The organism is Alloprevotella tannerae ATCC 51259, assembly GCF_000159995.1.
Taxonomy (GTDB): domain Bacteria; phylum Bacteroidota; class Bacteroidia; order Bacteroidales; family Bacteroidaceae; genus Alloprevotella; species Alloprevotella tannerae.
This window is the reverse complement of sequence record NZ_GG700642.1, coordinates 784463-806622: the sequence shown is the minus strand read 5'-3', so window position 1 is coordinate 806622 and position 22160 is coordinate 784463. Positions and strand designations below refer to the sequence as shown.

Here is a 22160-nt window from a genome sequence, read left to right as displayed (position 1 = left end):
TTAGCGAGCGGCGATACACTCAATTTCTACCAAAGCGTTCTTAGGCAGGGTCTTAACGGCATAAGCGCAGCGAGCGGGGTAGGGAGCTTCAAAGAACGTGGAATACACTTCGTTCATCGCGCCAAAGTCGCCCATATCCGCCAAAAAGACCGTAGTCTTTACGACGTCGTTCATCGTGAGTCCGGCCTCGGCTAAGATGGCTTTCATATTCTCTAACGACTGACGCGTTTGTGCTTGTACGCCGCCTTCGGCAAATTCGCCTTTTTCGGGGACGATAGGAAGTTGTCCGGATACAAAAATAAGTCCGTTGGCCTCAATAGCCTGACTGTAAGGACCGATAGCTGCGGGTGCAGCTGCTGTTGCAATAGCTTTCTTCATAGTGATATGATTTTATGGGTGCACGGCTTGGGTGAAAGTGCGTGGCGCCCGGAGTTTGTATAGATGATACCTTATATATAATGAGTGGCGAACAAGGGAGCATCTTCGCTTGCCCATTGTTCGCCATTCACTCGTTATTTCAGATAATCTTCAAAGTAGCGCGTGATGCGTTCGTGCAGGTGTACCATATCTTTTCCCATCATATTGTGGCCTTGGCCCGGATAGGTAAAGAAGTCGGGCTGCGTACCGGCGTCTTCGCAAGCGCGCAAGAAAGCCAAACTGTGCTGCGGCACGCAGACAGGATCGTTATAGCCAATGATGATTTGTAGACGTCCTTTCAGGTCTTTGGCCTTATTGAGCAGCGAACTTTGCGCGTAACCCTCAGGGTTTTCCTGCGGCGTGCCCATATAGCGCTCGCCATACATTACCTCGTAATACTTCCAGTCGATAACCGGACCGCCGGCTACGCCAACTTTGAAGACGTCGGGATAATTGGTGATCAGACTCGTCGTCATAAATCCGCCGTAGCTCCAGCCGTGCACACCGATGCGGTTCGCATCTACATAGGGGAGCGATTTGAGATAATCGACACCGCGCATCTGGTCTTTCATTTCCTCTTGTCCGAGTCGATGATAAGTGGCCGTTTCAAAGGCGAATCCGCGTTCGCTTGAGCCGCGGTTGTCGAGCACGAAGATGACATAGCCTTTCTGTGCCATATAAATCTCCCACGAACGTGCAGCATAATTCCAAGAAGCGTCGACATTGCGCACGCCAGGTCCGCCATAGACGTAAACGACGGTCGGATACTTTTTGTTAGGATCGAAGTTGATCGGCTTAACCAAGCGATAGAACAATTTTGTGTGCCCATCAGCAGCCGTGAGAGAACCGGAAGAGATTTCCGGCACATTATAAGCCTGCCAAGGTGAAGCATCGGTTTGCAGCAGCGTAGCGTTTGCCGTCGCCGTATTGCGCACAGCTATTTTGCGGAATACGTCGGGCTCGCTCCAGCGATCAAAGAGCATCGTTCCGTCCGGAGACAGCATTGCGCGGTGTGTGCCTTTACCGTTGTCGAGCAATGTGCGCTTGCCGTTGTCGATATTTACGGCATAGTAATTATGGTGTAGCGGATGCGCTTCGTTAGATTGAATGATGACGCTCTTTGTCTTTGTGTTGAATCCTACTAAATCGAGTACGACAAACTCGCCCTTCGTGATTTGCTTGAGTTGGTTGCCCTTTGTGTCGAAGAGATAAAGGTGATTGTAGCCGTCCTTTTCGCTTTGGTAAATAAACTTGCTGCTGTCCCAAGGCAAGAAAGTGAGCGGATGCATAGGATGCACATACTTTTCGTGCGTTTCTGTGTAGAGTACGCCCTTGCGTTGGCCCGTTGCTACGTCGTAAGCTACGAGTTCTGTTTTCTTCTGCGAGCGGGGCATCTCAATCATATAGATAGTCTTCTCATCGGGCGCCCAAGATATGTTTGTGAAGTAACGGTCAGTCGGGTCGCCGGCTTGCAGCCAAACCGTCTGCTCCGTCTTGGGATTGTAAACACCTACGGTCACTTTATGACTGGTCATACCGGCCATTGGATACTTGATGGCATCAAGTTTGGCTTCGCGCGTGAAAATATCGACGAGCGGATAGTCTTCGACCATACTTTGATCCATACGATAATAAGCCAAGAGTTGGCCTGACGGACTGAAATAAGCGCCCTTTTTAATGCCAAACTCATCGCGGTGAACGGCTTGCCCGTAGACGATATCTTTTGAACCATCAGTTGTGATGCGATGCGCTTTGCTGTCGGCCGTGCGCAGATACAGATCAAAGTCTTTTGCATAAACTTCGCTGCGAGAGGGGATGTTAAACTCTTCGTTCACTCTAACGCTGTCGCGTTCTGCCTGCCAAACGATGGCTTTCTTCTTCCAATCGTAGAGCAGATTGCTTCGATTGGTATGGAGCAAAGCTAAAGTCTTGTTCGGATAAGGAAATGAAGCTTGCATCAAGTTGAGGCCGCGGCCCTTTGTCTCGTCTGTAATGAGCGCTTTCACATCAGCCGCCGTGAATAAGGTTTGCGCCTTTACGCGTTTTCCTTTTTCATCTGTACAGGTTTTGACTGCCTCTACTTCTAATTGCATAAGCTTAGAGCCCCAAAACGCAGTGTAGAGATTCTTGGGCTGAAGATTCCAATAATTGGATCCGCCCCACATTAAGTCGTCCAGCGTAAAGCTTTTCTTTGTCTGTCCCATAAGGGTTCCTGTCAAGAGCAGCAGACCTATTAGTAAGGAACTGCGCAAATTCATCTGTTTCATAAATGTGTTTTTCGTAAAGTTTCGCAGCTCAACCTTTCGTTCGAGCTGCGTAGATAAACGTCGTCGTTATGATTTGTTGCCGCGGCGGTTTTCGCGCCGGCCGGGCCGATTGTTGTCTGTGCGGCGGGCATTGTTGCGCGGACGATCACTATCGAAACGCTTGCTGCCTGCCCATTTGTCGCTGCGCCTTGTTTCTCTTCGCGGGCCAAAAGTACGGCGTTCGCCGCCGAAGCCCTCATTGCCTTCTCTTTCTCTGCGTTGGTAAGGGCGCTCCAAGCTTTCCGGCCGCGGGCCAAAGTGGCGTACTTCGCGCGTATCTCGAGCCTCATCGTCGCCTTTATTGGCAAAATCAAAGTTTGGCTTGTGCGGACGTCGCTCCGGTCGCCGCGTTGTGTGGCGTTCGCCTTTTGCCTCGTACTCTTCGCGCGACTTTCTTTCCCGCTTATTATAGATTCGGTCAAACTCTCGGTGCTTATTGCGGAGCAGCGCATATTCCGGACTCCAATCCTCATCCTCTTCTTCTGAAATGCGCGCTTTGAAATCCTCGCGATGCTGTTTCGGGCGGCGCTTCTCCGTCATATAGCTACGCTCCTCTTCTGTCTTTACCTTTCCGCCGCCGGCGCGGAAGTCATCAAGACGCCCTTCGAAGAGTTGATACTTTCTAAATTCGCAATCGATAGGTCCGTTATTGACCTGTATCTTTACGCTCGGTCGCAAACCGATTGTGTCGAAAAGTTCCTCTTTCGAACTGATAATCCAAGCATCTCCGCCGCCAAATTCGTGCTTCAACCGCTCACCGATGGCGCGATATAAGCCCAGCAAGTCGGGCGGCGTGATTCGTTGGCCGTAAGGCGGGTTGGTGATGATGATGGCGCGCTCTGCCGGCTTCTCAAATTGGCGAAAATCTTTTTGCTCAAACGTAATGAGGTCTGCCACACCGGCTGCTTTTGCATTTTCCAATGCACCGTCGAGCGTAGGGCGGTTGATGTCGTAGCCGTAAAAGCGATGAGCAAACTCACGCTCTTGGCTGTCGTCGTTGTAGATTTTATCGAGCAATTCGCGATCAAAGTCTTTCCACTTTTCAAAGCCAAACGATTTGCGGAAAATGCCCGGATAGATATTGCGCGCCATCAATGCGGCTTCAATCAATATTGTGCCTGATCCGCAGAAGGGGTCGATAAAGTCAGTGTCGAAGTTCCATCCTGACAACTTTATCAAGCCTGCTGCCAAAACTTCATTGATCGGCGCCTCACACGATGCTGTGCGATAGCCGCGCAGGTGCAGACTTTCGCCTGAGGCGTCAAGCGATAAGGTGCAATCGTTGTCGGCAATATGAATATTGAGCTTAAGATCGGGGTTGGCAATGCTGATATTGGGGCGCTTGCCCTCTTTTTCGCGGAAATAGTCGACGATGGCGTCTTTTGTCTTGTAGGCGACAAATTTAGAATGCCTAAATTCTTGCGAATAAACGACAGCATCTACCGCAAAAGTAGTCTGCAGATCAAGGTATTCGTCCCAAGCGATGGTCTTCACAGCTTCATAGACCTGATCAGCGTCTTCAGCCTTAAAGTGTTTAAGAGGCTTGAGCACCCTTACGGCCGTTCGTAAGCAGAAATTGGCGCGATAAAGCATTTCTTGATCGCCCGTAAAGGAGACCATACGTCGGCCGGTTTTGATGTTTTTAGCACCTAATTCGGTGATTTCTTGCGCCAAGACTTCTTCTAATCCTTGGAAGGTTTTGGCTATGATTTCAAATTCTTGCATTGAGTGTGATAAGGCTTCTATCGCTGTGACTATCTATTTGTCTACGTTTCGCCTATAGGCTGAGTGGCGTCGACATGAGCCGCAAAATTAAAACATATTTCCAAACTATGATGGCCGACGACTTGATATTTTCGCCTTGCTACTTGATTTCCGTTACTTTGATGAATCTGTGGCCGAACTTATTGATAGCCCCATACGGTTTAAGCAAGGCTTTGCATTCAGTTGTCAGTAGTGCATACCTCCCCTTTCGACCTTCGTTTTAGACCGAGAGGGACAGCATTTCAAGAATTGTGTCTTAGCACAAAGTTCTTTGCCAACAAGCCTCTTTTTAGGTTTTGTTGAAGCTGTCTTAGGATAAAGACAGACATAGCTTATCTCAATACGCAGGAAAAGGCTGAAAAGCTGATCTGAGCTTTGCCTGCGAAGTATAGATAGGCGGATGTTGATAGAGGGGGTGTCAAAAGGCCAAGCCTAAGGGCTTATTTGCATGTTTTTTCCCGCACGCCCATATAAACTCGCTCCGAAATATGGCAGATTCTCCGCCTAAAATCACAATAATATCGCATAATCTCGCCCGCCAATAACCGCATCTCCACCCAAGAAACATCTCAAAAATCCCCGATTTCATCGAATAAATCCACAAAACACCATACAACTTCACCCACCCATCCCCTCATCGTCACCGGCCGTACCAATGAACGGACTAACCTCCCGCTTGAAATCACATAACCTCCGCACACTTTCACTCACCAATAACCCTCATTCTACGCTCTCTACTATAAAAATGTCAATAGCTCGTCCAACTTTACGCAACTTTCGCCCAATTTACTCCGCCACTAACCCCATCGGGGTTAGTCTTTTGGCAGGGCAGGGTTGACGCTTTGCGTCAACCCTGCATCAGCAAGCAATAAAAATGACAACCCCATAGGGTTGGTCTCTCAAAAACACGCGAAAATGCATCAATACAAAAATAAAATTATTCAAAAAAAACGGCGGTTTCATCGCATTTTCGGCTATAAAAATGCCGAATAAACCGCCCCGCCACAACTCCCTGCGCACCTCTGCCAAACTTTCACCTATGATCGGAAAAATTCTCTTATAAGACAATTTTAATTCTCCTATAAGACCGTTTCAACTTTCACCTAAGAAACTTTTTCCGATCATAGGTGAAAGTTTGACTAATCCCTATCCCCGCATCACCGAAAAACGGCCCTTTTTCGATAAGGTACGAAAAAACCGCGCTTTCATCGGTTGAAAACGCGGCCTTTGTTAAATGTAATTTTTTGCCGGCACTAAGCTGTGCCTTAATCCTCAACTACTTCGCATTCCGGATATCGTCCTGCGCACTGAAGATTAAGTTGCGCTTGTCGAGTGCCATACGCATCGTACTGCTTTTCGTAAACCGCACGTTCACGCGCTTAATGAGATTCGCCCCTTTTTCCTTAGCCTCTTTCGCCGTCGTTACGCCCTCGCCGTGCATCGTCAGGCGAAAAGAACCGAGGTCTCCTAAGCGAACCGAATTACCGTCCGCAAGCGTTTGGAGAATCTCATATTGCAGGGCATCCAACACCGCCTTGACGGAAGCAGAAGATACGCCCGAACGCTTCTCGATGCGCCCGACAATCGTGCGCAACATCACGGGCACGCCCGGCGCCATCTGCGGATAAAATTTCACTTGATCTCTCTTGAGCGGATTTTTCTTCGCTCTAATGACAAATTTAATCATTGTGGTATAGATTTAATAGATGAATAATATACGCAAGAGCGCTCCTCGCCCTTGCGAATGCAAAGGTAAGCATTTCCGGCGAGCCGACAAAACGCGATATAATCCATTGATAATAAGCGAATCCACGGATGATTTTGAAAGACCAACCCTAAGGGGTTGCCCTTTTGCGGCGAACTATGGCAGGGTTGTCGCTTCGCTCCAACTTCTGCCCTGCCAAAAGACCAAGCCTAAGGGCTTGTCGTTGCGGGTGTGGGCTTTGACGGTTTTGCCTTATCTGCATATTCTAACGACGATTAGCGGATGTTTTGAGAGACCAACCCTAAGGGGGTGCACCTTCGCGACACATCGTGGCAGGGTTGTTGCTTTGCTCCAACACCAGCCTTACCAAGAGACCAAGCCTAAGGGCTTGTTGGGCATGTTTTGTAGGTTGACGTGTGAGTTTATAACCGAATCACGATCGTTGGTGTGTATGTGTAGGGCGATTGGACTTATAAATCTGTTAATGTAATATCGATTTTACGTTAGTTGATGAGCAGAAATAGCATCTATTCAAAGCTGAAGAGTGCATTTATAGTTCTATTCAAATTCTCAACCTATGGATAATCTTTCGTTTATATAAGAGCGGAGGTAGACCTTATGTTTGAAAGAAAATCACCCGCATAAGCAGTTTGTCGCGTGCTTATCCTCTCTTTCCTATTCGCTTTAGAGTAGGAGAGAACTCTTCTTAGTAGTCAAAGTTGATATTTATATGGAGTTTGCGTTAATTTGCTAAATTTGCATCGCAGATACAATAAAAACAAGTGGAGGAAGCAGGCTCCCGACTACCCTTGTTGCACTCTATTGAAACGCACAGTGATAATGCTATGGTTAACATGCACTACATAATTATTTTATTTATTAAATCTCAAATCATTTATCCCTAAATTTCAATATGAAGAAAATCGTTTTTCTCATGCTTCTACTGCTTCTGCAGACAGTCTGCTTGCAGGTAGATGCACAAGAGGCTTATGGATGGAATCGCTACAACTCGCAGCAGCCGGAGCAAATCGGCCCATGCAAGTTTGACGTGACTAACCCATCAGAGCTCCAAGTTCTGCGAACCCACGACTATAGTATTCGTGCCGGCGCATTTGCGGGTAAGAAGTATTATGTGCAAACGTGTGTGAAGACGGGCGATGATCCCGCTCCCTTGGCCTTTGGACTGTACGACTTCGCTACGGGTACGTTTACGAAAGTTGCCGATGCTACCGGCGAAAAGCCCTTCTATGATATGGCGTATGACTACAAGAATGGTATTATGTATGCCTTGGGTAAGGCCGGCCGCGTGAGCACGCTGCTCAAAGTAGATCTCGGCAGTGGCACTGTGATGGAAGTGACAGAACTTGCTCAGGAGTTTGTTGCGCTCGCCGTTGACCTGCAAGGGCAAATCTATGCGGAAAATCCCTACAGCGAGCTTGTGAAGCTTGCACTTGACGGCAACGAGGAGACGCTGAACAGTTGCGAATATTCGGCCAAAAGCGATTTGCAATCTATGGGAATTGACCACAAAAGTGGTAAGCTATGGTGGGCGATCCCAACGACTCGTGAGGGCACACAGCTCCTTGATATTGACGTGAACAATGGCTACAACGACAGTAACGTTGAACTTGTCGGTGAAAAACAAATTGTCGGTCTTGATTTTCCATACTCCACGCTTAAGGATGGTGCGCCGAGTATGGTGGAGAATTTCTCAGTAGAACCTACGAGTGCCGGAGCAATGACGGTGGACATCCGACTGAATGCTCCGCGACAGACTGTAGCAGGCGGCGCGCTCGGCGCTTGTTCGATTCATCTGCTACGCGGAGGCCGGGAAGTCTTTTCCAAAGACAATGTTGCGGCAGGTGAACTTATTACCTTTAGTGAGACACTGACGGCTGATGATCTTTACACCTATAAAGTCTATGCTTCCAACAGTGAGGGTAATGGCGAGGAGACGGTAAAAATGCTTTACGTGGGCGAAGATATTCCCGATGCCGTCAGCGATATTCAGCTTGAGAAGCAGCTTGATGGTAAGAGTTGCAAAATTTCTTGGACAGCACCCACCAAGGGTATCAACGGCGGCTATGTCCCCGCTCGGCTTCGCTACAAAGTTGTGCGCTTACCTGACAATGTAGTTGCGGGCGAAGATGTCGACGCAACTACGATAATGGACAATACTATTCCTCGTCTCGCCAATTATCAATATCGCATTACTTCCATCGGGCGTCAAGAAGGCAGGTCTGCGCTGTCGTCAACTATCGTGCTCGGTACTGCGCATACTACGCCCTATTCTTGTCGTTTCACAACTGACGACCTGCCTCTCTGGACATTCATCGATCGCAATCACGATGGTATTACGTGGAAGCAACGTATGGCGAAAGAAGGCATTTATTGCAGTTATAGTGAAAAACAAGCCGGCGACGATTGGGCTGTGTCTCGCCCCATTGCCTTAAAGGCGGACACAAAGTATAAGATTGTGGTTACTGCCGCAGCCGCCAACCTTGAGCTTGTTGAGAAAATGAGTCTCCTCTTCGGGCAGGGCGATAGGGAAGAAGATCTTGCACAATATAGAGAGGTCGCTGCGTTTGAGGTGTCTAATGAAGAAGGTGCGCGCGTCGACTACGTGGCTTACTATACGCCTACGACTGAAGGTAACGAGAACTTTGCCATCCGAATGAACTCCGATGCTAATAAATTCCAGCTTGAGGTTTTCAGTATCCTTATCAAAGAAGCCTCGGAAGGTTCGCTTTATGGCGTGGTGAAGCACGAAGGTGCACCACTTGCTGACGTCAAACTTTCCCTCAAAGGGACAGACTTTACCGCTACGACTAATATGCTGGGTGAATGGAATATATCCCTTGTTCCTGAAGCTAATTATACACTTGAAGCTCGTAAGGAAGGCTATGCGCTGCATAGGCAGACTGTGCGCGTGTCGGCTGATGAAACCGTCGCGATAGAAATTGCCTTGAAGAAGTTGGAGAAACTTACTGTGGGTGGTCAAGTCACTTACGCCGGCGGAACGGCATTGAGTGACGCTCGCATTGTCATGACTGCCGAGAACTCCGATGCCCACTACGTGGCTTACACGAACGGTGAAGGTAAATATGCGATAGAGGACGTCTATGAGGGCGATTATCAGTTTGAAACCTCTCATCTTGGTTTGCTGCCCAACCGGCAACGTGTGAAGATTGAGGCCGGTGCAACCACGCTGCCCACCATCGCGCTCAAAGACAAAGTCGTTGCCCCGCGTCTCGTCAGTGCATCGGAGCAGAGCGATGCGGCCGTCGTGGCTTGGGAAGCGCCCATCGATACCGATTCTATCTCCTATTATAAAGGAAAAGGTGTTGCCCATATTGGTGTCTTTGCTTACACGCCTTACAGCATCGTCGGCACAGTGTTCCGTAAGGATATGGCTATCACGGCCGTCAAATGGCAGACCGACGAGTTTCGCGGGCCTCACAAGAAAGTGGACTTGGTGATATTTGCGCTCGATAGCGAAGGGAAACCTACCAACAATATTCTTTACGAGCAGGCTAATCTACTCAATACCGATAATCAGTGGTGTCGCTACGAACTGCCCGAGCCGCTCGTTGTTAAAGGTGGTGCACTCGTGGCTTTCCGTTATGACGGTTATCTCAGTATGCTGGCTGATGCAGGTGAGTCCGAAGGTATCGACTTTGAGCCTAACGTTCATGTGATAAATACCGACTATCGCACCGCTGCTTTTGAGTATCTCGATCAGCACGATATGAAGAAGAATCTACTCATCGGTATCGATTATGCAATGCTTGCTCCCGATGGCTCTAAGATTGCTACCACTGTGCAGCGGCAGACGAAATATAATGTCTATCGCAAGCTTGAACAAGGCGGTGAAGATTGGAAATTCCTTGCATCAACAACTACCGATGTGCGCACTTACCGTGATTCTGAATTCGCTACGCTCCCGATGGGTTATTACCGTTATGCCGTTGCCAGCGTACTCCCTACTGATAGTGAGTCTGCTAAGGCTGCGTCTGCCTGTGTAGGTAGGAATCTGATAGCCAACCTCACGTTTAAGGTTAAGGCCAACGCCTCGTTGCCTGCCACAGTTCCGACAATCCGCTTGCAAGCCGATGACGATAAAACAGAAGTCTATACCGCTACGCAAATAGACGAGACGACTTGGAATATTCCGCATCTGACAAAGAAAAAATACCACTTATATGCCGAGCTTGACGGCTTTGATGATCTCAGTGCCGCACTGACAATTGATGGTGAGGAAACAGAATTTCGTCATGAACTGGATTTTAAAGAACGACTGTTGGCTCCCTATAATCTCAAAGTGGCGCAGCAAGGTGCCGATGTCGCATTATCGTGGAACGAAGACAACTTTATTTTCGACGACTTCGAGTCCTATGAGCCATTTACCCTTGAACCGGCTACGCCTGATAAGAACTGGATATATTGGGATATGGACAAGGCTCCGACCGTGGAGTTTGACAATATCTCTTTCAAATATATGGGTTCTCCGATGAGTTATATGGTGTTTAATCCTTACGCCACTACGCCGGCGTTGGTTTACTTCGATGCCGGATCCTTACCTTATTCCGGACGGCAGTGTCTGGCCTCTTTCGGCAATCGTGGCAAGAGTAACAACGATTTCGTATTCTCGCCCGTTCTTCATTTCACGGGAAAGGCCACCTTCCGATGCGTCGTGAAAAGTTTTACCAACGTACTTGGAGCAGCTTCCATCCGCGTCGGTTATACAAAAACGGATTATCCAAAGACAACGGCTGATATCGTTTGGCTCAGTGAGCCCTTGACGGTTTCCGACAAGATTTGGCAAGAGTTGTCTGTAGAAGTACCCGTCGATGCTCGGCGTATGGTGTTGGTAAATGAAACGCCGCGCGGCTTCTTCCTGATGGTAGACAATCTGTTTGTGGGAGAAGAATGCCCCTATGTTGATGGGAAGATCAAAAAGCCCTTGGTTGATCGTGCGGCGTATGAGGTGATGATAGATGGCCGGTTGGCTGCTAACATTGACCAATCGGCAAAGCGGGTTCTGCTAACGGGGCTTTCTGCCGGGGAACACACGGCAGAAGTCGCGGCGGTTTATCAATCCGGGCGGTCAGAAGTGAAACGTATCACGTTTGACGTGCAAGGCGGCACGGGTATTGACAAAGCAACTGCCGCTCCCGACTTCTTGGCACATTTCTCTGCCGATGGCCGTTTGCTTACCGGTTCTGCGGTGGATCGTTGGGAAATATACGATACCGGTGGTCGTTTTGTTTTGAAGGGCATGGCCCACAATACTGATGTTTCAATGCTTTCTGTCGCTTACTATGTGGTGCGGCTGCATAATATGACCCGCACAAAGAGTCTGAAGTTAATGAAGAGATAACCAACGCAGGGTTATCTCCTAATTCACACCATATTATTTAATAAGGAGCAGGATGACCATTAGCGTCCTACTCCTTATTTTTGCAAATAGGATGATATATAGATGAGCCTTCGTGGGGCCGGTCGCTCTATAATCTCAATTTGGGGTAAGCCATGTCTGTTTCTAACTTAAAATGGTATCAATAATAGCCCAAAAGGTTTTCTGATGATCAATTAAATAACGAAAAAAGAATCCTTATAAAACTTGCAAGTGGATTTTCCGAAATTCATTGTATGGACGATAATTAAGAATGGCAAGCCTAAAGCGTTGCATTTGGCATTTTTCGCCTTTTAGCGTATGCCATCTCAGTAATGCTCATTCATTTTCAAAGCTACAAAATGGTGTCTCTACGGGGAGATACTATCGTCCCTACTTGTTGAGACTTGCATCTCTACTTGTTGATACGCTCGTCTCTACACGTAGAGACTCTGAATATCCGCCTATCTGTGCCCGAAAAGCTTAGCTCAGACCAAGCTTTTCCGCCTTTGCGTATGTATCAGGATAAGTCTTGTTTGTTTTTACCTTAAGACTGCTTCAAGAAGCCCGGAGAGCGGATTGTCTTTCGTGTATTTATTGTAGATCATCAGCCTGACTATCTGTTTTCATAGAATAGTGTTCGTATGTTATATTTTTCAAGAAATGAAGAACATTTTGTTGATTAACTTTGTTGCTTAACCGTGATTGTTATATCTTTGTCTGCATCGAAAATTTCCTCTAAAACATCACAACTATGAGAAAAAGCTATCTATTTACACTACTTGTATCTGTGTTGTTCTGTTGCACTTTAAACGCACAAACAACGAAAACCGTAGATGTTACTCAACCGGGAACTTTGTCGGCGATGCTTGGCGAGGACTTAAAGACCGTTAAAGACCTAACCGTTACCGGGAAAATCAACTCCGCCGACATTGACGCACTTATGCAGGCAGATGCGCTCGAGGCATTAAACCTTTTAGATGCTGCCATCGTAGACGCTGAAGGAAAGGAAACGACAGTATTTCCAGGCTACACCTTGCGTAAGCATCCATCGCTAACGACACTTACTTTCCCTAAGACGGTAACGTCAATTGGGGCCGGTGCATTCTTCAAATGTCTTAAATTGAAGAAGGTTGTATTGCCGGAAGCTATAAAGAAATTGAGCGAGAGTGTTTTTATGAGTTGCTCTGCCTTGTCCGAAATTAACTTTCCTAATGGTCTGGAAAGTATAGGAAGGAGCGCTCTCTATATGACTGCGATTACAGATTTTATCGCTCCGAAGTCGTTAAGAACATTAGGTGATAACGCTCTATATGGTACACAAATTACGAAAGCCGTACTGAACGATAAGTTGGAGAAGATTGGACAAGCCTCGTTTGCCGCTTGTAAGCAACTTGAAAAGATAGAAATTGAGAACAACCCCAACTTCAAACTTGTAGATGGTGTGCTTTATAGCGCTGACGAAACCACACTCGTGGCTTATCCGTTGGCAGACAAAAGACCATTGTATAAGACGCTGTCAACCGTTACAACCATCTGTCAAGGCATATTCGAAGGTGCTGTAAATCTCAAGGATATTTACATTAACGAAGGAGTTACGACTATTCCTGTCAGTTTGTGTTGTAATGCTGAGGCGTTGGAACGTATGTATTGGCCGGCTACCATTACTGATGTGAAGGTTGGAGCGATAGATGCTTGCAAGAAGTTACGCGAGCTACACGTTACGGCTACTAAGGCTCCTGCCGCAGATACGGGAGCCTTTGGTGTTATGTTTAAGAACTATACTGCTTATCTTTATGTCCCTTTTGGAGCAAAGGCAAGCTACGAAGCAAATGAGGAATGGAACGAAAACTTCTTAGGTATCAAGGAGGAAAGCACCGAACCCAATACGATTGTACTCAAGACCAATAGAGCTATAGGAGATATCTTTTCTTTGAAGGTTGGTGCAAAGGAAGGAGAAAAGATTGGAATAAAAGGTGCATCGTATAACGAACAAGACCAGTTGATATTTACAGATACCGAGGTTACGCTTTACGGAAAGATAACGAAGATAGATTGTAGCAGTAATAAGCTTGCCTCAATTGTCATTACTAATCAACCGCAACTGCGAGAAATCTACTGCGACGACAACGAACTTACAAAGTTGGAGGTAAACTATGTCCCCGTATTAGCTACGCTTTACTGTGGCAACAATAAGGATTTGGCAGACATAGATCTCAAGTCGATGCCTGCACTCGCCGATTTGAGCTGTTACAGCAATAGTATAAAGCAACTTGATCTTAGCCAAAATCCTAAGTTGACCTCGCTCATCTGTCGCGATAACCTTATTGAAGGAACGCTCGACCTTAGTAAGAACCCGAAGGTAGAGCAGGTAAACTGTTACAACAATAAGATTTCAGAAATTAAATTAGCGGCAGAATCAAGTTTGCGACACATAGAAATGCAACGCAATAACATACAGGGTGAAAGTATGACCGAGTTTATGAAGGCGCTCCCCGTATATGTTGCTTATGGTACAGACGAGTGGGATGATTACGGCGGACTAAACTTGCAAGGGCTCTATGTTACCGAAACATCGGCTACGTATGAAAAGAACGTGGCATTTACAAGCGATGTCAAGATTGCAACAGACAAGAAGTGGCCTGTGTTCGCTTTGGATCTTGACAATTATGGTTCAACTGCGCCGGAGCCTTACGAAGGGGCTGAGCCGACCGGCATTGCTACCACGGCCACAATCGGTGAAGTTAAAGTTTATGCTGTTCACAATACGATCAACGTAGAAGGCCTTGCAGAGGGTGAAACGCTTATGCTCTATACTGCTAAAGGAATGCTCGTTGATAAAGCGATGAGCTACAAAGGCGCAGCTCAACTCGCGGCACAAGGCGCAGGGATATATATCGTGAAGTGGGCAAACAATACCGTAAAAGTTGTAGTTGCTGCTAAATAACGATTAAAGAAGTTCATCTATATAAAAGGTGGGCGTACAAACCGCCAAAATATAGCTACGAGCCGACCCTTTCCATAGGCGTTGGCTCGTTTTCGTATTTGTTTTTATTGCGGCGTGGAAATAAAGAACCTCGGCTAATTACATCAGAAAAATCTAAAGTATCTCCATAATAAAAATGTACTGTTAGAAGACGCGTGTCTCTCAGCCCTTATTGCTACCTTTGCCTTGTTATTTTGACTTTTTCTTTTTTTATTTGTAACGTTAAGGGGGCTGGCAAGGTTTTGTGTAAAATAAAGTAGAGCGAGCTGTTGTGGCGTTATGAGAGAAAAATAAACGTGTTAGATATGAATAGCAGAATAAGATTTCATAGCATCTTTTATAGGTATATATTCTCTATCATCTTGCTTTTCGGCATGACTTTCTATGTGATCTCAGGCAGTGGAGCATTGGAAATAAGACTATGGGACGATAAGCTAATCATAGGATGGGAAGAGTTGACGTATATTATAATTGCAGCCTTTGCGCTTGTTGCTGTTTTTTCTTTTCTAAATTGGAAGTTTTACATCAGCAAAGAAGGTTTTTATTTGAGAAAGATAGATCTGTCTATACCTTGGGATGATGTTGTTGCTGTCAGCCACATTTGGATCAATGAGTGGTCTCACGTTCGCCTCGGGAGCTATTTTTTATATAATCGCAGAACATTGGTGATATACAGGGAAAAATATAAACCGGTTTGTATTTACAATATTTCCTTATGGGCTTTATATGTAGCCAAATGCTATCATCCGACCATTAAAACCAATCTGGTATCTGCTACTTTAGCCACTGTTTTCAGTCTCACTTTAAGCGGATGGATTCTCTATGAACTTTGGTTTAATCATTTGAGGAATGTAACGCTTACTACTCTGTTTGTTTGGGCTTTTCTATATGCCCTAAAGTGGTTGTTACCACTGGTTATGGTTAAATATCAGAATAAAAGGTATGGAGACTATCTATTTCATGATACGATTTATAAGAAGAATGCCTCAAATGTGATTCATGTGTAAGGTGTTGGGCTCGCTGCAACTTTGCGGGGCACTTCAATTTTGGCACACCCTTAGGTGTTTTTGTGCGATTTTGAAGTTTACCTGACAGCAATAATTTCAAACTTTGATGGGGGTGTACTCGATTGAAAATAACGTGAGTTTGACAAATTCTGCGCAAAGCAAGCTGTGTATCGACAGTCCTTTGTACATAGCTACACGATTTCTTTGGAAATAGGCAATAGGTTGCAATGGCCCCTAATAAGTTGATAATGAAATCGTCGAAGGCATCTATATCTCAAGTGCTTCACTTGTGCAATTTTCTTTTCATAGCGTAAAAATAGCGTGTGTCCTCCCATCGCTTCCCGCCCTTGGTGACTGCGTGGCAAGGAGGCATCTTCGTTTAAATCTTTAGCCCTCTCGCGTCTTTGATTGACTGGCATCTAACGCATTAGCACGCAAGAGGACGATCCGCACTTCGCCTTGTAGGGCGTGGCGCATCGGTCATTGTTTTCCGTCCGTCTGTAGCGTCCCAAAATAAGCTTAGGAGAGTGCCAAAACTTTCTTAGGTGATCGCAAAAATTGTCTTAGGTGATCGCAAAAATTGTCTTATAGGATCGGAAAAATTCTCTTATAAGACAATTTTTCTTCTCTTATAGGAAAGTTTTGCGGCTCTATATAATGCTGATTATCAACTATGTATTCGGTTAGTTTTTTTATGCGTCATCAGCCTCGCTTCAACAGAATTGGGGCTATTTCGTTCTATCTTTTATTCCTTCGACCTTTTCAGTTAAAGTAAACCTGCCTTGATCATTAATATGGTAGGTACATTTTCCCTCAAATGTAGTTTCTAACTCATCAGAATAAAAGTTGGCCAATATAATATTTTTGTTGTTATCGATATAAAAATAACGTTCTGCTGACTCGTAAAGTCGATACACATAATAGTAACATACCAGATAGTCTATAATTCGCTGTTTCGTATCTAATGTAACAAGAACGATATAGTCAACAGGGTCAAACTTTTCATCAACTTTCCAGCTTTGGTATTTTGAACCATTCTTGTATATACTGAGCGTGTATGTCTTTGTGGAATACAAGGTCTTGCAATAGTAGGCAGAATCCACGAGATAGTAAGGGTCTGTAAATTCTTCCTGAGGTAATATGTCTAACTTTTGTTGAGGCGTACTTGAAAGAGATTCATAGTACCGAAAATTAGAAATGGATGTAAACCAATAAATAAAATCAATTGCGTTCTGCTCCCATTTTTGTGGGAAGGTGTGTCTCGTAAAGTCGAACAGACAAGTATCCGTTTCATCTGCTTTTACCGACGGGTTAATGGTCTGACAGTAGGCAGACATACAGATGAATGTGATTACAATAAAAGATGATAAATACTTCATAGCTTCTTGACGGTTACTTTACACGCTGGAATGTTTTTGTAAAATGGAAATGTATGCAAGCATTCGCTTCCTTTTTCCCATAAAAATGATTCTGCCAAGAGATTAAAGGATGCTGTTATCCGGCAGCTTCAGCAATTCTTTGAATATTTCCCGACTATAGGCTATAAACCGCTTGCCGATTTTTACGTCCGTAACATCGACTACGATAATGCTGTCGTCGAACTCAAAACGGAAGGATTGACTGGTAAGAGTTGCCGCTCGACAACCATTGTAGCAGACATCGCCATTACATTCAGCATATAATCCGTTGCTGTCGGCTTCCGGATCATCGTCTTTGTCCAATTTGATGGGCCGCTGAAACAGAATATACTTTTCGTAGTTGTATTCGTCATCGGCCAACCCTACCATATAATAGTTGTCTTTGCTGCTTTTTGTGGCCGTTATAACCTTGGCTTTAAACGCTATTTCTTCCATCGTCTTTTATTGTTTTAAGCGCACAATGCTATTGCGCTTTCGGAATGTGGCTCACCACGCTACTCGTTCTACCAATATCGACTGCTCGCTTTGCCAAAACAAATCGTCCGTAATATCAAGACCTAAGCGTGCGCAATAAGCTATGAGGATGCGCTTATCCATTCTTTTCCGAATCAATTTCTGTTGATACAAGTGCGCTTCTTCAAAGAATTGCTCGGCGCCCTGACTGTAAAATGTCCACTTGGGATCCTTCATAGTATAGACCGTTCGCAGGTTCTGCCCACGCTCTATGCAGCAAAAGGCATTCATCGTATCAGCTTGTTTGTCCTTCGCCAAACAGAAGCTGTACGCTTTTCCTCTTAAAGCCTCCGTTATTCGGTAGACCCACGAGGTCAGGCCGTCGGCATAATTAGAAACCATTATGCACTTGTCACGATGACGCTTAGGCACGAAGAAGTAGGCTTTCTCGAAATGGGCGCCGCCCTTTTGTGGGCTTTTATCGAAGAGGTCGAGCTTGAACGGCGTCTGCTTGAGTCGATATTTCTCGTTGTTTCCCCATTGTTGCTGCAAGAAGGCTGCGATCTGCTCGAAAGGGATGCAGAAATAAGAGAAGGTAAACAAATCGAATTCGTCGATACGCATAGCTTGTTTTATTGCGGCTTTACGTCTTGTTTAGCGCTACCTTGTACCATTCCACCCGATAGTTGTGGCCTATTTCTCTGAGCCTTTCCGATGCTACGTAGTGACTTCGGTGTGTTGCATCGTGCACAATATAGTGGTCATTGTTGGCCTTGTGGTAGACAAAAGGCACATCGGGAATCCACGAATCATCAGTAAGTTGCCTTTTCCCTGAGCTTTCAACATCCAAAATGGAGGAAATATTCAGTATGCGCCCCATATAGAAAGGCAGAATATCGTGTTTGCTCTGCACGCTGCACGGAAAGAAAAGTAAGTCGTCTTTCAGTGTTTCGGCATTCTTTTCAACAAATCTTTCAGAGAAAATAGGAATGGGTAAAATGCAGTTTAAGAAGTCAAGACGCTTAAGCTGACGAAGCGAATAGCCCACATCGGCTATCAGCAAGAGATTCACATATTCAGCGCGAACAACGTCTTCGTTTTCCACAAAGAATTTCCAATACCTATTTGCATCGGCTTCCGACTTGAAACTAACTGTTTGTTGAAGTCCTGTTCCAATCTGTTCTATTCTATACATAGCTTGCGTTATCGCTTCGTTCAGCTCCATCTGTTGTATTGCTCTCGCTGTTTAATCGCTTGCAAAGTCGGTCGTCGTGGTCAGACTTGCATAGCAAACAGAACATTTACGCTCCAATCAACTATTGCGCCAAGTCGTCAGCGTGTGTCCCCAATGCATCGTAACTTTTCGAGGGATGCCGACCGGTAGGCGCGGAGCGGGCACACCGCTACCTAAAGTAAGTGGCGAGAGTTCCTCGATGGCTTCATCCCAAAGTCCGCGCTCGATAAAGGCGCGCTGCGTTTGAGGGCCGCCCTCTACCAACAAACTCTGGATGCCCTGCTCTGTGAGCGATTGTAGCAACGTTGCCACATCAGCATAAGCCGTAAACCCAGCCGGCAACTCATCTTCGCCCACGTGCCCCAAGACTAAGCGTTGCGGATTTGAGCCTACCCAATCGCGCACATTGAGTTGCGGGCGATCAGCTTTCAGTGTCCCGTGTCCCACCAAAATGGCTTGATGATAAGCGCGCAGGCGGTGTACGTCCATCAAACTATGTGCGTTCGACAACTTGACGGGTGCAGCTGCTTCATCTTCGCGCCAACTGTCTACAAAGCCATCGGCCGAAGAAGCCCATTTCAGCGTAATATAGGGGCGGTGCTTCGTATGGAAAGTAAAGAAATGCCGATTGAGTTCGCGACATTCCTGCTCTAATACGCCGACCGTCACTTGCACACCCCCATCGCGGAGCATCGTAATGCCGCGGCCCTCCACTTTGTCGAAAGGGTCTTCGCAGCCTACAACGACGCGCGGTATGCCCGTATTGAGAATCAAGCGGGCGCAAGGCGGTGTGCGGCCATAATGTGCGCAAGGCTCAAGACTGACGTAGAGCGTGCTGTCCTGCAAATGCGGACGATCATCCGGGCGCACCGACGCTATAGCGTTAACTTCCGCATGCGCTTGGCCGCACTTCGCGTGATAACCTTCGCCGATGATGCGATCCTTATAGACGATGACCGCCCCGACCATCGGGTTGGGAGGTGCCGACAGGCGCCCATTTTCCGCCAAGCGGAGGCACCGATGCATGTATATATCTTTTATTTCCATTACTTTTGTAGCGTGAAAGATTTTTATCGCCAGTTGCTCGCCGTCCTTGCTGCTCATTATGAAGCGCGCGAGGCGCAGGCCATTGCTTTTCTAGTTTGCGAAGAAGCCTTTGGTTGGCGCAAAACGGACATTTATGCGGACAAAGTTAGCCAATTATCCACGGCAGAACAAGAAAGAGCCGCCTTTATGCTTCGTCGCTTGGGCGCAGGAGAGCCGGTGCAGTATGTTTTAGGGGCGACCTATTTTGATGGCCGACCATTTTACGTCTCGCCCGCCGTACTCATTCCCCGGCCGGAGACGGAAGAACTCGTGCGCTGGGCTGCTGAAGCGGCGCGCGGGCAGCATTTCTTAGACGTAGGCACAGGTTCGGGTTGCATAGCTATTAGCTTGAAACTGCGCCGCCCTGAAGCTTCGGTGCACGCTTGGGATATTTCACCTGAAGCTATCGACGTGGCCTGCAAAAATGCCGAATGCTTGGGCGCTGATGTGCAGTTTGAGGTGCAAGATTTGTTTACTGCGCCGCCGAAGTCCGCTACGGTTGTGGTGAGTAATCCGCCCTATATTTGCGAAAAAGAACGAGCAGAAATGGCCGCCCACGTCGTCAATTTTGAGCCGGTGCAAGCCTTGTTCGTGCCCGATGATGATCCCTTGCGCTATTATAAAGCCTTGGCCCAATTGGGGGCTGAAGAGGTCTTCGTAGAAATCAATGCCGCTCTGCGGCAAGCTACGGCCGACGCCTTTCGTGCTGCCGGTTATCAGCAGATTGTTTGCCGCAAAGACGAATTTGGTAAAGATCGCTTTATTTATGCTTGCTGAGGCGCTCCACTTTACGTGCTTTCTTCGTAACTTCGCCACCAATAGTCAAACACATATCTTTTTATGGAAACTGTAAAACATCTCCTCGCCGAAAAACTCTTGGCGGTAAAGGCAATCAAGTTGCAGCCGGAGCAGCCATTTACTTGGGCTAGCGGTTGGCTTTCTCCTTTTTATTGTGACAACCGCAAGACGCTGTCCTTTCCTGATTTGCGCAGTTTTGTGAAGCTTGAACTGGCGCGCGTCATCGCCGAGCGCTATCCGCAAGCGGAGGCAGTGGCCGGTGTGGCAACGGGAGCTATTGCGCAAGGCGCTTTGGTAGCCGACTTGCTCGGTCTGCCTTTCTGCTATGTGCGTTCCAAGGCAAAGGATCACGGCATGCAGAACCTGATTGAAGGAGAAGTGAAGAAAGGCGCTAAGGTCATCGTCGTAGAAGATCTGATTTCTACGGGCGGGAGCAGCTTAAAGGCCGTTGCTGCCTTGCGCAACTTTGGTTGTGAGGTGGTCGGAATGGTTGCTTCTTACACGTATGGCTTTGATGTGGCCAAAGAGGCCTTTGCGCAAGCCCAAGTAGATTTGACAACCTTGACCGATTACGAGGCAGTTATTCAAGTAGCCCTACAGACGGGTTACATTGAAGAGCGCCATTTGCCACTCTTAAATGCTTGGCGACAATCGCCGGCTACGTGGAAACCATAAGGGCTATACATTATTATATATAGGCGGCTCGCTGCTTGTAGGAACATTAAGAAAAAAACTTTCATCGGCGTCGAACATTCTGTATCGACGCCGATGTTTGCGTTCAGGCGCTGCACCCAATGGGCAGAAGTCTTCGTTAATCTAACGTGAGTTTGATATAAGAAAAGACCTCTAAATGCGATAAAAACATCGCTATCGCGTCTCTTGTAATCAGAGTGTGAGCACTGAAATGTCTCGAAATAGGTCAGGGAAAAGTCGCGCTTAGGGGAGTGATGAAATTTGCTTAGGAAAGTGTTGAAACTTTCTTAGGTGATCGAAAAAATTGTCTCCTATGATCGGAAAAATTCTCTCCTAAGACAATTTTTTCTTTCCTATAGGAAAGTTTTGCGCCGCCTATGGACTGTTCTTTGCACATAAGAGAGTGATTATTTCCAACTCGCTTTCCATTTATGTTGTATAGTGGTAAAATAGCAAAAATCCCCGCAACACTTGAAGCGTTGCGGGGATTTTGTCAATCAATAAGTATTTGCAAGCAGGCTTTGTGCGCATAAAGAAGCGCAGCATAGCCGGCTGCAACTTACTTGCGGAGGCCGAGAGCCTTAATCAAAGCACGGTAGCGCTCAATGTCGCGGTGCTTTACGTAGTTAAGCAGCGCACGGCGCTTACCTACCATCTTAACGAGGGCTCTTTCTGTCGTATGATCCTTACGGTTGGCCTTCACATGTTCCGTCAAATGGGCAATACGGTAGGAAAATAAAGCCACTTGGCTCTCTACTGAGCCCGTGTCCGAATTAGACTTTCCGTACTTGCCAAAGATCTCTTGTTTCTTAGCTGAATCTAAGTACATAGTGATATTGAATAAATAAAGATATATGTGCCTTCTTTCTGAAAAGGCGGTGCAAATTTAGGTAAAGGA

15 protein-coding genes and 1 pseudogene are annotated in these 22160 nt (G+C 46.6%); 5 read left to right on the top strand and 11 right to left on the bottom strand.

Features of this window, described 5'->3' with window-relative positions; translation table 11 throughout:
- From GCWU000325_RS03315 to GCWU000325_RS03295, 4 genes are all read right to left on the bottom strand, one after another.
- Positions 1–378 (bottom strand): RidA family protein, encoded by a 378-nt coding sequence (locus GCWU000325_RS03315; protein ID WP_006254676.1) that lies wholly within the window; start codon positions 376–378, stop codon positions 1–3.
- Positions 379–512: 134 nt separating this feature from the next.
- A complete protein-coding gene (locus tag GCWU000325_RS03310) occupies positions 513–2675 on the bottom strand; it encodes a S9 family peptidase (protein WP_040599259.1) in 2163 nt (720 codons plus the stop codon).
- Positions 2676–2750: 75 nt separating this feature from the next.
- Complete coding sequence (locus GCWU000325_RS03305; protein ID WP_006254674.1) at positions 2751–4448, bottom strand: THUMP domain-containing class I SAM-dependent RNA methyltransferase; 1698 nt, start codon at positions 4446–4448, stop codon at positions 2751–2753.
- 1315 nt (positions 4449–5763) lie between these two features.
- Positions 5764–6174: an HU family DNA-binding protein gene (locus GCWU000325_RS03295; RefSeq protein WP_006254669.1), complete on the bottom strand. Its 411-nt coding sequence runs from the start codon at positions 6172–6174 to the stop codon at positions 5764–5766.
- Between the two features lie 931 nt (positions 6175–7105).
- Here GCWU000325_RS03295 and GCWU000325_RS03290 point away from each other — a divergent pair.
- The 3 genes from GCWU000325_RS03290 to GCWU000325_RS03280 all read left to right on the top strand — a co-directional run bounded on the left by GCWU000325_RS03290 (position 7106) and on the right by GCWU000325_RS03280 (position 15580).
- Positions 7106–11572, top strand: a complete 4467-nt coding sequence (locus tag GCWU000325_RS03290; protein WP_006254667.1) for a carboxypeptidase-like regulatory domain-containing protein — start codon at positions 7106–7108, stop codon at positions 11570–11572.
- Positions 11573–12341: 769 nt separating this feature from the next.
- Positions 12342–14534: a leucine-rich repeat protein gene (locus tag GCWU000325_RS03285; RefSeq protein ID WP_040598849.1), complete on the top strand. Its 2193-nt coding sequence runs from the start codon at positions 12342–12344 to the stop codon at positions 14532–14534.
- A 344-nt stretch (positions 14535–14878) separates the two neighbouring features.
- A complete protein-coding gene (locus tag GCWU000325_RS03280) occupies positions 14879–15580 on the top strand; it encodes a hypothetical protein (RefSeq protein ID WP_006254664.1) in 702 nt (233 codons plus the stop codon).
- Between the two features lie 154 nt (positions 15581–15734).
- Here GCWU000325_RS03280 and GCWU000325_RS12375 read toward each other — a convergent pair.
- The 6 genes and pseudogenes from GCWU000325_RS12375 to ribD form a co-directional block, all read right to left on the bottom strand.
- Positions 15735–15882 (bottom strand): annotated as a pseudogene (locus GCWU000325_RS12375) (IS982 family transposase); the annotation flags it as partial.
- Positions 15883–16308: 426 nt separating this feature from the next.
- Positions 16309–16959 (bottom strand): hypothetical protein, encoded by a 651-nt coding sequence (locus tag GCWU000325_RS03275; RefSeq protein ID WP_040598848.1) that lies wholly within the window; start codon positions 16957–16959, stop codon positions 16309–16311.
- Positions 16960–17061: 102 nt separating this feature from the next.
- Positions 17062–17433, bottom strand: coding sequence for an Imm10 family immunity protein (locus tag GCWU000325_RS03270; protein WP_006254661.1), 372 nt, complete (start codon positions 17431–17433; stop codon positions 17062–17064).
- 51 nt (positions 17434–17484) lie between these two features.
- Entirely contained in the window at positions 17485–18075 is a 591-nt protein-coding gene (locus tag GCWU000325_RS03265; RefSeq protein ID WP_006254660.1) for a hypothetical protein, read from the bottom strand.
- 19 nt (positions 18076–18094) lie between these two features.
- Entirely contained in the window at positions 18095–18646 is a 552-nt protein-coding gene (locus GCWU000325_RS03260) for a hypothetical protein (RefSeq protein WP_154646564.1), read from the bottom strand.
- A gap of 117 nt (positions 18647–18763) precedes the next feature.
- Positions 18764–19732, bottom strand: a complete 969-nt coding sequence (ribD, locus tag GCWU000325_RS03255) for a bifunctional diaminohydroxyphosphoribosylaminopyrimidine deaminase/5-amino-6-(5-phosphoribosylamino)uracil reductase RibD (protein WP_006254658.1) — start codon at positions 19730–19732, stop codon at positions 18764–18766.
- A 12-nt stretch (positions 19733–19744) separates the two neighbouring features.
- Between ribD and prmC the strand changes: the two genes are divergently transcribed.
- On the top strand, positions 19745–20548 hold the full coding sequence (gene prmC / locus GCWU000325_RS03250) for a peptide chain release factor N(5)-glutamine methyltransferase (RefSeq protein ID WP_040599256.1): 804 nt from the start codon (positions 19745–19747) through the stop codon (positions 20546–20548).
- 63 nt (positions 20549–20611) lie between these two features.
- Positions 20612–21244 (top strand): orotate phosphoribosyltransferase, encoded by a 633-nt coding sequence (gene pyrE / locus GCWU000325_RS03245; protein ID WP_006254656.1) that lies wholly within the window; start codon positions 20612–20614, stop codon positions 21242–21244.
- 577 nt (positions 21245–21821) lie between these two features.
- Here pyrE and rpsO read toward each other — a convergent pair.
- Positions 21822–22091 carry a 30S ribosomal protein S15 gene (gene rpsO, locus GCWU000325_RS03240; protein ID WP_006254654.1) on the bottom strand — a complete coding sequence of 90 codons (270 nt, stop codon included), beginning with the start codon at positions 22089–22091 and terminating at the stop codon, positions 21822–21824.
- Positions 22092–22160: the final 69 nt, after the last annotated feature.

What these genes read in the sequence shown, in the direction of transcription:
- GCWU000325_RS03315 (WP_006254676.1), bottom strand. Translation starts at nt 378, where the DNA reads ATGAAGAAAGCTATTGCAACAGCAGCTGCACCCGCAGCTATCGGTCCT.
- GCWU000325_RS03310 (WP_040599259.1), bottom strand. Translation starts at nt 2,675, where the DNA reads ATGAATTTGCGCAGTTCCTTACTAATAGGTCTGCTGCTCTTGACAGGA.
- GCWU000325_RS03305 (WP_006254674.1), bottom strand. Translation starts at nt 4,448, where the DNA reads ATGCAAGAATTTGAAATCATAGCCAAAACCTTCCAAGGATTAGAAGAA.
- GCWU000325_RS03295 (WP_006254669.1), bottom strand. Translation starts at nt 6,174, where the DNA reads ATGATTAAATTTGTCATTAGAGCGAAGAAAAATCCGCTCAAGAGAGAT.
- GCWU000325_RS03290 (WP_006254667.1), top strand. Translation starts at nt 7,106, where the DNA reads ATGAAGAAAATCGTTTTTCTCATGCTTCTACTGCTTCTGCAGACAGTC.
- GCWU000325_RS03285 (WP_040598849.1), top strand. Translation starts at nt 12,342, where the DNA reads ATGAGAAAAAGCTATCTATTTACACTACTTGTATCTGTGTTGTTCTGT.
- GCWU000325_RS03280 (WP_006254664.1), top strand. Translation starts at nt 14,879, where the DNA reads ATGAATAGCAGAATAAGATTTCATAGCATCTTTTATAGGTATATATTC.
- GCWU000325_RS03275 (WP_040598848.1), bottom strand. Translation starts at nt 16,959, where the DNA reads ATGAAGTATTTATCATCTTTTATTGTAATCACATTCATCTGTATGTCT.
- GCWU000325_RS03270 (WP_006254661.1), bottom strand. Translation starts at nt 17,433, where the DNA reads ATGGAAGAAATAGCGTTTAAAGCCAAGGTTATAACGGCCACAAAAAGC.
- GCWU000325_RS03265 (WP_006254660.1), bottom strand. Translation starts at nt 18,075, where the DNA reads ATGCGTATCGACGAATTCGATTTGTTTACCTTCTCTTATTTCTGCATC.
- GCWU000325_RS03260 (WP_154646564.1), bottom strand. Translation starts at nt 18,646, where the DNA reads ATGTATAGAATAGAACAGATTGGAACAGGACTTCAACAAACAGTTAGT.
- ribD (WP_006254658.1), bottom strand. Translation starts at nt 19,732, where the DNA reads ATGGAAATAAAAGATATATACATGCATCGGTGCCTCCGCTTGGCGGAA.
- pyrE (WP_006254656.1), top strand. Translation starts at nt 20,612, where the DNA reads ATGGAAACTGTAAAACATCTCCTCGCCGAAAAACTCTTGGCGGTAAAG.
- rpsO (WP_006254654.1), bottom strand. Translation starts at nt 22,091, where the DNA reads ATGTACTTAGATTCAGCTAAGAAACAAGAGATCTTTGGCAAGTACGGA.